This is a genomic window from Parabacteroides sp. AF39-10AC, assembly GCF_003635405.1.
Classification (GTDB): domain Bacteria; phylum Bacteroidota; class Bacteroidia; order Bacteroidales; family Tannerellaceae; genus Parabacteroides; species Parabacteroides distasonis.
Map to the genome: position 1 here is coordinate 18,511 of NZ_QTLP01000008.1, position 16,044 is coordinate 34,554.

Genomic DNA, 16,044 nt, shown 5'->3' on the forward strand with positions numbered 1-16,044 from the left:
TGTAAACTGCGTAATTAATTTTTATACATTATGAGACACTTTTATTTGTTCCTGCTAATTGTTAGCGGGATTGTTTTGTGTGGCACCCGGACGGTCGCTCAAAGTAGGCCATCCGAGGGAAGTTCCAGAGTCATATCCGGTACGGTCGTAGATGAAGACAACAAGGCGATGGCAAACATTGTCATTTACATTAAGGGTACGGATATACGGGTTATTTCAGATACGGATGGGTATTTCTCCTTATCACTAAAGGACACGAAGGACCACGTACTAATCACCAACAGTTACAACACCGTCTCGGCGATCCGGGATATTCCCGCGGGAGAAGGAATTTACGAGATGGAGATTCAGTTATCTTACAAACTATTAGGATTACCCGAGGTAGATATCGTCGGGGCAAAACCACAGAGTTATAACTCCGACATCGCTAATTCGGCTACCCGTATGGATATCCCCGTGATGGAAATACCCGGAACCGTAGGCATAGCGACCCGGAAATTATTGGAAGACCAACAGGCTACCACCATGACCGAGGCCGTAAGGAACCTGGGCGGCGTGAAAGGCGGACCTTCCGGCGAGGCTTCCAACATCAACGAGGTCTTCTCTTCCCGTGGTTTCTCCATGACGAACTCCCGTAACTATTTCAGGAACGGGGTACGATACCTAAAGTTCTCGAACGACGCGCTATCCAGTATCGAGCGTATAGAGATCCTCAAAGGCCCGGCATCTGTCCTTTATGGAGCGGTAGAGCCCGGAGGTATCATCAACTTTATCACCAAGCCGACCTTATATACGCCCCGGTATGGCGCTACGATCAGATACGGCAGTTACGACTATAAGCAAGCCTCTATCGACATTTCCGGCCCGCTGAACACCAAAAAGACCATCCGTTACCGCTTGAACGGAATGTATGAAGATGCCGACAAATTCAGGAAACCGCAAAACAGCAAACGATACGACATCACCCCAGTCATCGACATTGACTTAGGACGCAAGACCACCCTTAATATCGATGCCGATATCTTCCGGGATAAAAGGACACAGGATCCGGGCGTTTTGCATATCAACAATGAGGTGATAGATAACGGATTCAAGACATTCCTTGGCGAACCGTGGGCCTATGGCAAGTTTACCAATAATAGCGTTGGTTTCCAGTTGACCCACCGTTTCAACCAGAACTGGTCATTCAGAAGTTCCGCCCGCCAATATTTCACGCATGAGGATCGTCTGTATTTCCAGATGAAAACCCCTCAGAAGGACAGCACGATTACCCGCCGTTTGGCACATTGGGACGCAAAAATCAATTATACCAATGTATTGGAGGAATTGAACGGCAGCTTCAAGACGGGCTTCATCCAGCATAAAGTAATAGCGGGCTTGGAATACGGATGGCTTACCAACCGAAGGAAAGTAAAAGGGAATATGTACACCCCGATTAGTTATGTTCATCCGGAATATTCCGAAGAACCAGTTGATTTCGAGATGGAACAGAGTACAGACTTACGTATCACCCAACGTACCTACGCAATCTATCTACAAGACCAAGTAAGCTTTTCCGATCAATGGAAGTTATTGCTTGGTGCCCGTGCGGACTGGGTGAACGATAAACAAGATAATTATATTAAGGATAAAAAAACGGATGAAAACAACTTTGCCATCTCGCCTCGTGTGGGTCTTGTTTATCTGCCCATGCCCGACTTGAGCCTATATGCTACCTACAGTCAGTCTTTTGTCCCTCAATCCGGGCAAACGAAGGATGGCGAGGCATTCGACCCGATTACCTCTAAACAATGGGAAGCGGGAGTCAAGAAATCATTCTTCAACGATCGCTTGAGCACCGGCCTAGCCTTCTATACCTTGTCGAAGACCAACTTGCCGACGATAGACCCAGAAGACGAGGAATATAAGATACTGATCGGCAAGCAGACCAGCAAAGGTATAGAGTTTTCGGTAAACGGAGAGATCACTCCCAGTTGGAGCGTAGCCTTCAATTACGCATATACGCATGCCGAGGTAACGAAAACGAACGACGAGACCTATCCCGTAGGTACGCAACTGGCCAATATCTCACCAAGCCAGTTCAACCTATGGACCTCCTACCTAATCCGTAAAGGCCCGGTTAAAGGCTTATCTTTCGGCGGTGGTTGGTACTTCCAAGGTAAATCCTACGGAAACATGGCACATACGATCGATCTGGACGCCTATCATCTGGTTGACTGTTTCGTGGCTTACAAGCGCAGTTTCTACAAGATCTCGGCGAACTTGAAAAACGTATTCAACCAAGAATATTATACCGGATCCCAAGGGAACTATCTTTTATTCCCCGGCTCGGCCAGGACGCTGATGGTTATGCTAGCGGTCAACTTCTAAAAAAGGCACAAGACATGTCGCATAATTCGATCATTAGAAAGATCATAGTAAAGTTACATTTATACACCGGACTCATATTAGGGCTAATAATAACCCTAATATGCCTCTCCGGCACAGCGATCGTGTACAAGCCGGAACTTGAAAAACTATCTGTCAAGGATATCGCTTTTGTCAAGCCAGCCTCCCGAACCGTGTCGCCGCAAACTTTGCTAGAGAACGTAAGGCACGAATATCCACAAGCTAAGATCAATAATATGGTCTTATACGGAGGCGAGGATTGCGCCTACAGTTTCCGTACTACATTCCCGGATGAGAAAGGCCGTATCCAGATCTATGTCAATCCCTATACAGGGGAAGTTACGGGAGTGGACAGATACCGGCATAAGGTTTTTCAATGGTTATACGACTTTCACGTGAACCTGCTATTGAAAAAGCAAGGAGCGACCATCGTCGCCTTATCGGGATTCCTGTTGATTTTCCTAACTCTCTCCGGCTTTCTATTATTACCCAAGCGTCGTATCTTCTCCGTGAACCGAAAGATGGGCTTGAGAGCCAAGCTTTTCAAGTCGCATTCCATCATAGGTATATGTACATCCCTCTTTTTGCTAGTCATCGCTTTTACCGGCTCTTATTTCGGGTTCAAGAAAGAATATCAATCTTTCTTTGAATCCATATCCGCAGGAAAAGCAGTCGCACCGGCACCAAAAACAGATAAATACACAGGTGATTGGGTATCATTGGATTCCGTTTTAGCGACCGCCCAAGAAGAGTTCAAAGAGGGAACCCCGACAATGATCTTCTTCCCGAAAGACAACACGTCTGTCTTCTCCGTACGGATGTATCAGGAAGGGGACTTCGAAAGAACGGGAAGCAACCATATCTACATCCATCCTATCACCGGAAAGGTCGTCGCCACAAACCTATGGAAAGACAAACCGGCCGCCGAGAAGCTTGTCCGCTCCATGTACTTTGTCCACTTCGGCACTTTCCTCGGGCACTTCTCCAGAATCCTATGGATCCTCATAAGCCTAGCCGTACCGTTTCTCTATTTCACTGGTTTTTACATTTGGGTTATTCGCCATCGGCAGAAACAATACCCTTTCCGGAAAACATAAGTCCAGGAAATCTCATCGCATAAGGAATTTTTATATATTTGTAGTATTGTGTAATATACGAAAAAAGAAATGTCATGGAACGAATAACGATTCCTTATGCGGTAGCGGATTTTATAGATTTACGGGAGCGTAAGTTCTATTATGTGGATAAAACGAGCTTTATCCCCGGATTGGAGAACTACAACGCCCCGGTCTTCCTGCGTCCCCGTCGTTTCGGGAAAAGCCTACTCGTATCCACTCTTGCCTGTTACTACGATCGCACCAAGGCCGATCGTTTCGAGGAATTGTTCGGCGGCACTTGGATCGGGGAACACCCGACGGAGGAACATAGCCGCTACATGATCGTACGCTATGATTTCTCCGCTATGGCCATGGCAGATGACATGGAGGGGTTGGAGCGGAATTTCAACCGCTTGAATTGCTCTCCCGTGGAGATCATGGTGACACACAACCGGGACTTATTCCAAGACTTCCAGTTTACCACCAAAGGCAATGCCTCCCAAATGCTGGAAGAGGCCTTGGGGTATGCCCGTGAGCATGACCTCCCGAAGGTTTACATATTGATAGACGAATATGATAATTTCACCAATCAATTATTAACCGCCTATAAGGATCCGCTCTATGAGCAAGTAACCACGAAGGACAGCTTCCTGCGTACCTTCTTCAAGGTAATAAAGAAAGGTATTGGCGAAGGCAGTATCCGAACTTGTTTCTGCACGGGTGTCCTTCCCGTAACGATGGACGACCTGACGAGCGGGTACAATATAGCGGAGATCCTCACCTTGCAGCCACGCTTCCTAAATATGCTGGGATTTACCTATGAGGAGGCCAACGCTTACCTAAGGTATGTCATCGACAAATATGGTATGGGGCAAGACTCCTTTGAGGAGCTTTGGCAACTCATCGTAAATAATTATGATGGTTATCGTTTCCGTCCGGGAGCCGAGCCTTTGTTCAACTCTACGATATTGACTTATTTCTTTAAGAACTTCGCGGCGCTGAATGGCTTTATCCCCTCTGAACTGGTCGATGAGAACCTGCGTACCGATATCAGCTGGATCCGTCGTCTGACCCTATCCATGGAAAACGCAAAAGAAATGCTTGATGCTTTGGTTATCAATGATGAGTTATCTTACAACATCGCCGACCTATCCAGTAAGTTCAACAAGAAGAAGTTCTTCGACAAGACCTTTTATCCCGTCAGCCTCTTTTATCTGGGCATGACCACGCTGAGGAATAATTACCGTATGGTGTTACCCAACCTCACGATGCGCAGCATCTACATGGACTATTACAACGAGATGAACCATATAGAAGGTGGCGCTCCCCGTTATGTACCCACCTACGAACGCTTCACGGAAGACCGCCGTTTCGAACCGTTGGTACAAAACTACTTCGAGCAGTATCTCGGGCAGTTCCCGGCGCAGGTATTCGACAAGATCAACGAGAACTTCATCCGTTGCTCCTTCTTCGAGCTTTGCTCACGCTACTTGAGTAGTTACTATACGTTCGCCATCGAACAGAACAACTCGGCGGGCCGCTCCGATTTCGAGATGACCGGCATACCCAGCACGGATTATTACAAAGACGATCGCGTCGTGGAATTCAAGTATTTCAAGGCGAAAGAGGCCGAACACATGCTGGCGCTAAACGATCCCCGCCCCGAGGACGTGGCGCAAGTACGTGCTTACGCCAAGGATACCAAACTGAAATTCCCTATATATAATGTACGCTCGTACATTGTATATATCTGCGCCAATAAAGGATGGAAATGCTGGGAGGTTACCGAATAAATAAAGCCTAGCCGTACCACTCCTCCATTTCACGGAGTTAACTTCATCGACAAAGTAAGTTAACTTCATCGGTAAAGTAAGTTAACTCCATCGACGAAGTAAGTTAACTCCATCGACGAAGTAAGTTAACTTACCAAATCGGGGTTTCCCTATCAGATAAGAATCCACTAACCAGAAGTAAATATTCCGGCAAATTCCGATTCTCGGACCACTTCATCTCTATACCGAACAACTCCGAGGTAGTACGTCCCAGATCGAACCCACAGGCTTCAAGGGAACGACGAATCCGCGAGGGGTAGCGGCAAGCCTTACCAGATCTACGTGCACACTCTTCCCAAGGGCAAAGGATACAACTACCGGCATAAAACGCCCGTCCATTATATTCCTCCTCCAACGCAAGAAGACGTTTATCCAATCGGCTCCTTTCCCGGTGCATCAACTCTTGCCCCGCTTCCACCGCATCCGGTACATCCAATACGACAGGAGTAATCCGCGTACAAACAATCAATAGATTCCGAAACCCGGATAAATAGTCCTCCGAATCATTAAAAGGCGGACAACTCCAACTGTTTCCATACCTACGACACTCCCGGCAATAGGCCATGAAACGCCGCTCATCCCGATAACGTAAGATATAATCATCCACAGGGATGGTTCTTGTATAATCGTAGCTTTTATATTCGATCATATGAAAAGAAAATTTTCTTGTAAAGAAATAAAAAAATCAGCAACTACATACATTATAATACAGGGAACACAGTACAGCTACACGTGAAGCTTTCAATGAAAAAACAATGGCATGGTATTATGGTGATATACTCCGGGATCGTCGCAAGGAACGCAAATTAATCCAAAAGCTAGCTTGTAGTTCGATAAAAGATATATGATCTTACCATTATAAGATGTATGATCTTACCGTTGTAAGATGTATAATCTTATCGCCGTAAGATCATACATCTTTCACGGAATCTGTAACGCTAGAGTACTCTCATAAGTAAGAGAGAGCGCTCTAGCGAAATCAAGAGATGATTTACTTCACGACAAACTTAACAGAGACTTTCTCTGTACCTTTTACCGCTGTAAAGCCATAAACACCTTTATTCAAGTTTACTGTTTTCACGTCATCAGAAGAGGTGATCACATAAGTAGATACTACAGAACCTGCGGTGTTCGTGATGTAACCGGTATAACCGGCTAGATCTTTTACATGCAAGGAATTGTCGGAATAAGAGATGTTTGCGGTTGCGGCCGCTGATTTCGTGGCTGTACCGGTTACGGTTACTTTACAGTACGTGTTATATTTACCATTAGCTGTAATTAATTTGATTTCAGTTGTACCCGGAGCTACAGCCGTAACTTTACCCGTTTGATCAACTGTCGCAACAGCAGTATTCTTAGAAGACCATACCGCACCCGTTAAAGAAGCATAAGCAGATTGTACAGACGCAACTAATTGATAGGTTCCACTTCCACTCAAAGAAATAGCTTTCTTATTAAGCCAAATGATAGGAGTTGCCGCTACTAAATTATCACCCGGTTCTGTTCCCGATGTCGTTCCCATAAAACTATTCCAGCTCCAAGCATCCCAAGTACCATTCTGGACTTTTCGGCTTGATGCCCCGTATCCGGAATAAGAGAAATCTTGAGTATAGGAATCACGAACGAAATAACTCCAATAACCGGAATACCAACCAGCGAACCAGTGGTTAGTTGCCGTAGCCGTAGCCACCCAATAGTCATAATCATAAGCAGGATAACTTGTTCCATTTGAACCAAATGGATGATAAATAACACCTGATGATTTTCCTTGGTTTATAGCAGTTCTTGCAAGTGTTGCCGCATTATCTGGATAAGTATAACTAACATGAGCTTTAGCGCTGTCTAACTGAAAAGATATTTGCATTGAAGTCGCTCTTGGTTCACAGTATCCAATGCCATTAATCGTATAACCCATTGAACCTGTATATTGAACCAATCCAACCAAACGGGGATCAGCTTTCATCACAGACTCAAATAGGCTCAATCCAGAAATGGTATCTACATCAGCAGACCATCGATATCCCCATACCATATTATCGGGTACGGTTTTATCAGTGTCATGCCAAGTCAAAACTATAGCCGCACGGTTTTCACCATCACCTACCCAGAAATCAATACTGTCAAAAGAAAAAGTACGGTTACTCCTTGCGGACATCAAAGCCGCTTTCTGTTTTTCCGCCGGTAAATCCGAACGTAACACACCTTGTACCATACGCTGTGCGCTGATACTTCCCGCCATTAAGATTAATGCGAGAAAAAGATAAAGCTTTTTCATGCTCATCAATGTTTAATTTGTTAATACATTATTTATTTAACAACGATCGTCTTGCTCATCCGATCATTATCTTTTACCACTACTATAATATAAGCACCTCTTGAATATTGGATTGGATGAGACTCGTTAATTCCCGATATCTTAAAAAGATCCAATATAGCGCCATTCATATTTACAATATAGCAAGAATAACCTTCCAGATTATTCAAATGCAATCGACCTTCATAGTAATAAATCATCGCTTCACCAACACCGATAGCCTCATTACCCACCGGACCGGATGTGGAGAATGGCTCACTATAGAATGTTCCTAATATCTCTTGCCTACCATCACCTTCCTTGATAGCTGTAACTTTTACGATATATTCTGAACTTCCATCTAATTCAGGAATAGAGACCTTGATCTTTTCTTGTTCCCCAGAACGAAGCTCACTCATCAAGCCAGTAAGGATATTACCCTCTGCATCAACCGTGTAAACACCAAATAATACAGGTATCCCATTTACGTACTTATAAATAAACACCTCGTAGAAAGTAGCCTCCGGAACTTTCGGAAATGTTAATATAGCCGTGGAATCTTTTACTTCAACCACGGGATTTTCCAAATTCGGATCTATTACCGTTACTTCACAAGTAGCGGTATAACCACCTTCATCTGTTGTCACCGTAATTGTAGCTACACCGGCGATACCGGCCTTAACCGTACCGTCGTTAGTTACTGTGGCTACCGTGGCATCCGAAGAACTCCAAGTTACTGATTTATTAATCGCATTGGATGGAGATACCACCGCTGCTAATACAGCCTCCTCACCTTTATTCAAAGACAAAGAAGACGCATTTAGGCTAACACCCGTAACATTTGCCCCCGGTTTTTCCAGTTCCGCAGAAACAATCACTTTACAAGTAGCTGTATAGCCTCCATCAAGGGTTGTTACCGTGATCGTAGCAGTTCCTTCCTCATATGCGGAAACATTGCCATCTTCATCGACTTCCGCAACCAATCGATTATCACTTGACCAGTTTACAGTTTTTGTTTTAGCATTTTCCGGAAGAACTGTCGCTATTAATTGAGCAGAACGCCCTATTAGCAACTCCAGCCGATCTTGATTTAAAGAAACACCTGTCACTTTTATAATACCCTTTCCCACTGACAATGTGCACGTCGCAACAAACCCACCAGTATCAGTCTTCACTCGAATTGCCGTTTCACCGTCAGCTAATGCTTGGATCTCTCCTGTTTTAGAATTAACTGTCGCAACATTTTCATCACTGCTAGTCCATGTCACACTTTTTTCCACATCCGGCTTTGTTGGATCAGTTTGTACTTCATAAGATAAAGTGAAATGCTCACCAATAGCCGCTACTCTTTGAGAAGACTCTAAAGTCACACCCCAAACCCCTAAGCTCTTATCAGTCACATGGATTTGAACAGAATCTTTAAAACCGCCATCTATCGCCTCAAACACAACTCCTGTTGTCCCAACCTTTGATGGTTTATAACCTCCGTTCAATCCTGAGGGATCCGGTTTTACATAAGTAATAATATCCTCATCTTCGATAACCACTTCAGGAAGCATTGTACTAGAAGCGCAAGACGAATTCATTGGATAATAATTAAATTTAAATTTAGAGCGCAAATCATAAACCTGTCCATCATTTATATCCCATAATATATCTTTAGGTTCTACACTAAAGGATTCTAGAGGTATTTCTCCTTGTACATAAACCATACACGTGTCAGACGCTTGACCATCTTCCGATGTTGCTATGATTGTATGCTTAGACATATTGCGACATTGAAATAAACCATTTTCATCAATATAAGTAGAACCACTCCATTTTACCGAAGAGAAACTAACATCATCAGGATAAACTTTTGCGGTGAACTGAAACCTTTCATTTTGTCCCACTTTCACAATTCTATCTGGTACAAGAATTGTTAATCTGGCAGCAGCAACTTTTGCAACAGTTATCTGACATTCTGTAGAAGCCAAACCATTTTCAAGATATACTTCAATATTTGCTTTCCCTTCTTTATGGGCCGTAACCAATCCTCCATCATCAACAGAAGCTATCGTTTCATCCGATGAAACATATAAGACTTTTACAGGTTCTACGTCTCCCCACTCTATTTGAGGTTTTAACTGAAAAGTTTCATCGGTTTTCATAAACAATGAACTTTTTTCCAATTCGAACTTAGTTAAATCATTTGCACTACACAGAAGACAAGAGATTTCACTCGTTTCCCCTGTCTGCGAGTCCTGGACTGTCGCTATAAGTGTTCCTGTCCCTTGAGTATCATCATAACAGTTCAAAACTAAATTCTCACCGTCAAAACTGTCAAATCCCCAACGATCCGCTAAATCTCCTTCAACTCTAGCATCTATAATATCAATATAATCAGGCTTAGCTGGTTTAAAAACAACAGGAATTTCCAAAAACCACTCTCCGGCACCATCATTATAATTATATTTTACAGTCTTATTTTTAAAGGCCGCACCTTCATACTCAAACGAACAAGAAAGTTGACACGAAGCTAAAGCATCACTGCCCGCAGCTGAAACAGTAATAGTCACTTCACCACTACCCTTTGCTTGTATCACTCCTGCATTACTAACAGAAAAAACAGTTTCATCACTAGAAGACCATTTCAAATCCTTCGAACTGGCATTGTCCGGCCTAACAATAGCGGAAAGCTGTAGCTTGTCATTCAGGTTCATCGTTATGACATCTTCTGGCAGCAACTCTCCTGAAGATGCGAATCGCAATTCTATTTTTTCGACAGGTATAAATGTTTCTACCGTTACCTTACGTTTAGTTACAGACAAAGTTTCTCCGGTTATTTCCGATTTAATTGTCGCAATAATTTCAGCGACACCAGCAGAATGAGCAGTAACATTCGCATAATATGCCGTTCCTTCCACCGTTACGATATTTTCATCGGATGAAGTCCACTCTATCTTTTCTCCTAATTCTATTCTATTATCTACAGGAGTCAGCACTCTTTCTTTTGTTTCTCCAACATATAATTCTACAGAAGATTCCTTTAATGTCATTGCTGGACGCTTGACAGTAACAGAACATTTCGCAGAAAGTGTCGGGCGTATCTTACTCTTCGCTGTAATTATCGCAGTACCATAAGTGACACCAATGACAGTACCATCTTCCGAAACCCTCACAATTTCAGGATGAGAACTACTCCATTCTATTGTCTCTTCCGCTAATCCTGTAACAGCCAATGTTAAAGTTTTTTCTTTTCCTTCCAGTGTCACCTCTTTTTCATTAAACTCAAAAGGAGCTACTGTTGAAGTTGTCAACTTTACGACAACTTGTTTATTTACGATCTTACCATTTGAGTTAAACTCAAAATTAAGTTGAATTTCTTTCACTTCTTGGATACTCTCCACGATCGGAGCAATAGTCAACGTGTTATTTATCACCTCCGCACTAATTAGTTCCGGATTCGGATTCACAATCGTAGTAACAACCGCTGAAATCATATTATCACCATCTTCTATAATCTCATCCATTGATTTACTATACTTCGTATTTTCAGCGGAAAACGTAATTTCGCTAGGTAAACCGTCTGTGATTGTCGGAGCCATGTTATCCGGGAACACAGGCAAAGCAGGGAACCAATAATTCACTTTCTCATAAGGATAGCGACCTACCATTGTTCCGTTCGTATCCCCTCTTCCGTCTGTTTTAATTACCGCTAATTCATGTTCCGGGTTTAAGAATTCATGATAAAGGAAACAATACATATTATCATCCACCGGATCAATACGGAATCCCGTACCATAAAGACGCCAATCTCCTTTATCTAGCTTTGTAAAGTCGAATACTTGATAAAAAGAATCCTTATCTATGTCATAACAGAAAATCTTATATCCCGTGAACCAACTACCGGAGCCTTGTCCTTTCCAATAGATCTTATTCTCTTTCGTACTGGCACAGAAACCATCGGCGGTCCATGCATACCAAGAGTTGGGAATCTCCTCAATACCATCCGTTGTTGGTATATCTACCTTTTGCGTTGTTAACGTATATGGATTCACTTTCCACATATAAGGCATTGTCGCTCCGGTACCAGTTAACTCGAATGTCACGCTAGCCCATAAATTACCATCTTTAGAAAGCACGATAGAGCCCAAGCCATGATTACTATCCTCCTCGGGCTTCAATATCATATTGATAACTTTATCTTCTTTCGGATCGATCACCAACAATCCTTTCGTTTGATGTACCGCAAATACATATTTTCCAACACGGATCATGGTTCCAATCTGTGAATGATACAAATCGCTGGAAGAAATTCCCGTCGTTCCTCCGATTGCGCTGGCCTCGATAGACATCTGGTTTTCATCATATTTTCCGGTCTTTTCATCGTATCCTGTATGAAAAACATAAATACCATTACTCGTTCCGATATAACCTTTCGTCAGATCCACTCCTAAAAAAGAACGTCCATCAGCTCCTGCGCTGTTGATCGTCTGAAATTCCTTCTTCACTTGCATCGTTTTCGCGTCAATTACCGCTAAGCGACTTCCCTCTACAGATGCCGCACCATCTTTTGATTGCTTGGACACGATATACAACAAATCCCCATAAATCGTACCGAACTGGCTCGTACATCCCAATTCATGTCCCGGATTCTCTCTTTGGAACGCGTTATATGTCCAAGTCCCATCATCCGACAGGAAGTTCACCGAACTGTTTTGGTGCCCGTACCAATCTTCGTTTACGATAAAGGTACCTTTCGTGTAATCCACGCTTTCATTGGATCGAAGCATCGAGGCTCGTGCCTGCGAACCGGGTAATTCAGGTAATTGCAATTTCTGTTTCTCTATCGGATTCAGATCCCGCGAACCGGTTTGGCCTACTACCAACAGAGCCGATAGCAAACAGACCATACTTAAGTAAAGTGTTCGTCTCATGTTAATAAATTTAATTATTGAGTAATATGAATTTTAAATGTCTTTTTATCGCCATCCTTTTCGCCTATCAGTAGATAATTCCCGGATGGAAGAGATATTGGATGAAGTTCCTCCCGAACTTGAATCACAAAACGTTCCAACATTTTCCCGTTTATCTGCATTAAATAGATTTGATATCCGGCTAAATGCTCAAAGCGCAACGCTCCATTCTGATAGGAAACCTTTGGGATAACGGGAGCCATAGTCTCATTGCTCACCGGATCAGAAGATTTTTCTACCATATAGGTATCGATCACGTCCAAGCCATTCATGACTTGGATCTCTATCCGATAAGCGTCATCCCTCCCTAGGTTCTTCAGTGGGACGGATATAGTGCCGGAAGTAGCCCGTAAGCCTTTCGTCAGTAGTTCAGTAATGATATTGCCTTCCGCATCCGCTACGTAAGTGCCTATCTTTTTATAACTTCCATTCTCATATCTGTAGACACGAACCTCATAGGAGGTGGCTTCCTCCACTTTAGGGAATGAGATAACCGCCCCGGTCCCTTCAAAATCGATCTCAGGAGTAACCGTCTCCGTTACCGTCACCTCGCAAACAGCGGTATATCCGCCATCTACCGATCGGGCTGTTATTTTCACCACACCGGGCTTGGCACCTGTTACGACCCCATCTTCTACCGTTGCTATACCTGTATCGGAACTACTCCAAGTAACCTGCTTATTATCAGCGTTTACAGGAGAGATACTAGCTGCAAGGATTGCATTTGCTCCTGCTTGTAAACGCAAAGAAGACTTATTGAGAGAAATGGATGTTACGTGTATCACCGGGATCTCGGGTTCATCCCCTCCACCTCCAGAGGGTATTGTCGCTGCGACAAAGACATCTCCGGGCTGAGTTCCTTCTGATGTATTCATATTTCCATTCCAACTCCACGCATCCCAACAACCATCCGTCAATACACGGCTTGTAGCACCTAAACCTGAATAACTAAAATTCGAGGTTTGACTACTTCTCACAAAATAACTCCAATAACCATAATACCAACCGGCTTGCCAATGAATGCCATTGCTACAACTCCAATGGTCATAGTCATAAGATGGATATCCATATCTTTCCGCATTTATCGGGTGATAGATAACCCCGGTTTGTACGCCTTGTCGAATAGCCGCCGCTACGTCCCCCGCCGGATTTTCAGGAAAACCAGTCTGCCCCAACAAAGGATTCGTAATGGGAGGTTCAAATTTGAAAGCATTATTCGGTTCATTCTTGGCCACATCCAAATCATATCGGACGTCCAGATTATCCCCATATCCAATACCATCGATCGTATAACCCATCCAACCCGTATATTGGGTTAATAAAAGAAGTTTCTGATCGGCCTTCGCTATCGCCACGATCATATCGTGTCCGGTAGCCTCGCCATCCCAGCGATATCCCCAAACCATAGCATCCGGTCGATTCCCATCATGCCATTCGATCACTAAAGCGGCTCTCTTGCTGCCGCTTCCTACCCAAAACTGGATGTCGTCAAAAGAAAAGCTGGCGTCAGCCCTTAACTGGGACTTTGTTTTCGCCAGCACATTCGGAGCCGAGGGATGTGGTTGCCCTTGAACCAATCCTTGCGCCGAAAGACCTACTACACACAAAGCCATTACAAAGAAAAGAGATAGAATTTTTCTCATAAGCTTTTATATTAAATGTAAAACTCCAAAAAACGATCAAGAGGGAATATAAAAGAAAGATCAAATAATCATGAATATTTCCATAGTCCGGGAGGTACTAAGTCACGATTCACCCGATCAATCCTTCATGTAAAGCAATATTCACTTCGTATATTTCCCCTTTTTGAATCCTACGCTAAACCCCGGTAGCGTAAAATCGCGGCGGTTATCCGGCATTGGCAGGTCTTCTGACTTACTCCACTTTAGAACTTCCTTCCCGTTCCTTCCGGAAACAGTGGCAATGAGTTGATGTCTAAAGCTTTTTTGGAGCTTACAGCAGCGGGACTGTCCAGGTTTCTCACCTGATTCCCTTTTAATCGCCGTACCCTGAATAAAGTAGGCGAACCAATACGGCAGCAAATTTATAAAAAACAATTCAAAATATACACAATATTATTAAATGCTTTTTTTTGACTATACTGCATATTGTATAAATTAAAAAATAAGGACGAGGGAAATACCGACTACTATCCATAAAAAATGCGGTTACTATCAATAGTAATCCGATTTAATATAGATACCCACATGATCAGTTCGGATGAAAACAGGGGAGATCGATGAGCGTGCTACCGCCAGAGGATTGTCGGAAGCACTAGAGAAATTACGGATCGAAAAGTTTAGCCCTTCCGAGAAATTTATATCTAGTTGTAGAGACGTAATATGCCGCATTAGGGCCCGGTCTCTGAGCTGGATGAAAATTGACTCATACCGAAAAATCATCGAAATAAATCGATAGGTTCTTATTCCTGCCGATAAAACAGTTTTTCATTATCCAACTATTTTCCTTAGGATTCATCATTATAATCGTTTTTCTTTCCGGGAGCAGGTATAAATTGTTTTCGCAATATATAATGAAAGGAATATCAGATATATTGGTTACCTCCAAACACGTATTCCTCATTCGCTTAACCCGGATACAGGCCTTGACCAATGGGGCCAAGTATTTTTCTTCTCCCGCGATTTTCCCATCGAATAACGCGGCCGTACGACCGGCGAACAATGCCTCCCGTATCCCTTTCTCACTTCTTTCTTCCGAGAATACCAGCGTCAGGGGACGTAGTCCTTTCCTGTATATCCCGGAAAGAACACAATGAGCGTCGCTACTTGCCATAAACGCTTTCTTAAAACCGGAACACCATTCTAATGCAATCGGGTAAAAGTCCTTGTAAGACATGACTTCTATACCATCGATCATGTTCTCTTGAATCAGTTTTTCATGTATGGGATATAAAGTGGCCTTATGATTCGGCCAGCCGGGATGATTCCACACAATAAATGCCCCTTGCCTTTTTGCCTCGGCAATAGATTCCACAGGATTTTCTTTCTCCATAAGATTGACATCTTGTACAAACAAGGCGTTTAGGTGTCCCAAGGGCTTGGAACGTGTTATTTCCGCTCCGGGAATCACGATAAAGTCCATGTCGTCAGCGGCTTTTTTAGCGATTTTGTAAGATTCGTTTAAATCTCCTTTCAAAATAACCTTGTTGATCCGGTGCTCGATATGGTCAGTAATCGCTATCGCATCCAATCCCTCCTGCCAAGCCTCATATATCCGGGCATCGGGCCATACCAAGCCGTCGGAGAATACCGTATGGGTATGAAAGTCACATTTTAACGTCTCGTAATTACTGAATCCCGGAATCTCGATCCGGTCTCTTATAAACAAGTGATCGATATGCGTTAGCTCGTAAACATCCTCTTCCTCAGAGGTTTCGTCCGGCAATGCGGGAACTATGAATCTTTTCATGCTTAAAATTGCTCAATAACGGGGTACTAAGATAGAAATAAACAACA

At 43.4% G+C, this 16,044-nt stretch carries 8 protein-coding genes and 1 riboswitch; of the genes, 3 read left to right on the top strand and 5 right to left on the bottom strand.

What is annotated here, in order from left to right; translation table 11 throughout:
* Positions 1–30: 30 nt before the first annotated feature.
* The 3 genes from DW033_RS09175 (at position 31) to DW033_RS09185 (ending at position 5,278) form a co-directional block, all read left to right on the top strand.
* Entirely contained in the window at positions 31–2,370 is a 2,340-nt protein-coding gene (locus DW033_RS09175) for a TonB-dependent siderophore receptor (RefSeq protein WP_048927102.1), read from the top strand.
* A 14-nt stretch (positions 2,371–2,384) separates the two neighbouring features.
* On the top strand, positions 2,385–3,485 hold the full coding sequence (locus tag DW033_RS09180; protein WP_044544887.1) for a PepSY domain-containing protein: 1,101 nt from the start codon (positions 2,385–2,387) through the stop codon (positions 3,483–3,485).
* 74 nt (positions 3,486–3,559) lie between these two features.
* Entirely contained in the window at positions 3,560–5,278 is a 1,719-nt protein-coding gene (locus DW033_RS09185) for an ATP-binding protein (RefSeq protein ID WP_122382684.1), read from the top strand.
* A gap of 130 nt (positions 5,279–5,408) precedes the next feature.
* On the opposite strand, the gene DW033_RS09190 is transcribed toward DW033_RS09185, so the two are convergent.
* From DW033_RS09190 to DW033_RS09220, 5 genes are all read right to left on the bottom strand, one after another.
* Complete coding sequence (locus tag DW033_RS09190; RefSeq protein WP_009016835.1) at positions 5,409–5,966, bottom strand: DUF2284 domain-containing protein; 558 nt, start codon at positions 5,964–5,966, stop codon at positions 5,409–5,411.
* A gap of 342 nt (positions 5,967–6,308) precedes the next feature.
* Positions 6,309–7,592 carry an Ig-like domain-containing protein gene (locus DW033_RS09200; protein ID WP_233554167.1) on the bottom strand — a complete coding sequence of 428 codons (1,284 nt, stop codon included), beginning with the start codon at positions 7,590–7,592 and terminating at the stop codon, positions 6,309–6,311.
* Between the two features lie 32 nt (positions 7,593–7,624).
* Positions 7,625–12,529 (bottom strand): DUF5074 domain-containing protein, encoded by a 4,905-nt coding sequence (locus DW033_RS09205; RefSeq protein ID WP_048927101.1) that lies wholly within the window; start codon positions 12,527–12,529, stop codon positions 7,625–7,627.
* Positions 12,530–12,543: 14 nt separating this feature from the next.
* Positions 12,544–14,211 carry an Ig-like domain-containing protein gene (locus DW033_RS09210; protein ID WP_009016832.1) on the bottom strand — a complete coding sequence of 556 codons (1,668 nt, stop codon included), beginning with the start codon at positions 14,209–14,211 and terminating at the stop codon, positions 12,544–12,546.
* A 199-nt stretch (positions 14,212–14,410) separates the two neighbouring features.
* Positions 14,411–14,615: riboswitch (cobalamin riboswitch) on the bottom strand.
* A gap of 338 nt (positions 14,616–14,953) precedes the next feature.
* Positions 14,954–15,997 (bottom strand): PHP domain-containing protein, encoded by a 1,044-nt coding sequence (locus DW033_RS09220; protein WP_044546544.1) that lies wholly within the window; start codon positions 15,995–15,997, stop codon positions 14,954–14,956.
* Between the last annotated feature and the right edge of the window lie 47 nt (positions 15,998–16,044).

Excerpts from the sequence above, each read along its gene's own strand:
- DW033_RS09175 (WP_048927102.1), top strand. The coding sequence starts at position 31 with ATGAGACACTTTTATTTGTTCCTGCTAATTGTTAGCGGGATTGTTTTG.
- DW033_RS09180 (WP_044544887.1), top strand. The coding sequence starts at position 2,385 with ATGTCGCATAATTCGATCATTAGAAAGATCATAGTAAAGTTACATTTA.
- DW033_RS09185 (WP_122382684.1), top strand. The coding sequence starts at position 3,560 with ATGGAACGAATAACGATTCCTTATGCGGTAGCGGATTTTATAGATTTA.
- DW033_RS09190 (WP_009016835.1), bottom strand. The coding sequence starts at position 5,966 with ATGATCGAATATAAAAGCTACGATTATACAAGAACCATCCCTGTGGAT.
- DW033_RS09200 (WP_233554167.1), bottom strand. The coding sequence starts at position 7,592 with ATGAAAAAGCTTTATCTTTTTCTCGCATTAATCTTAATGGCGGGAAGT.
- DW033_RS09205 (WP_048927101.1), bottom strand. The coding sequence starts at position 12,529 with ATGAGACGAACACTTTACTTAAGTATGGTCTGTTTGCTATCGGCTCTG.
- DW033_RS09210 (WP_009016832.1), bottom strand. The coding sequence starts at position 14,211 with ATGAGAAAAATTCTATCTCTTTTCTTTGTAATGGCTTTGTGTGTAGTA.
- DW033_RS09220 (WP_044546544.1), bottom strand. The coding sequence starts at position 15,997 with ATGAAAAGATTCATAGTTCCCGCATTGCCGGACGAAACCTCTGAGGAA.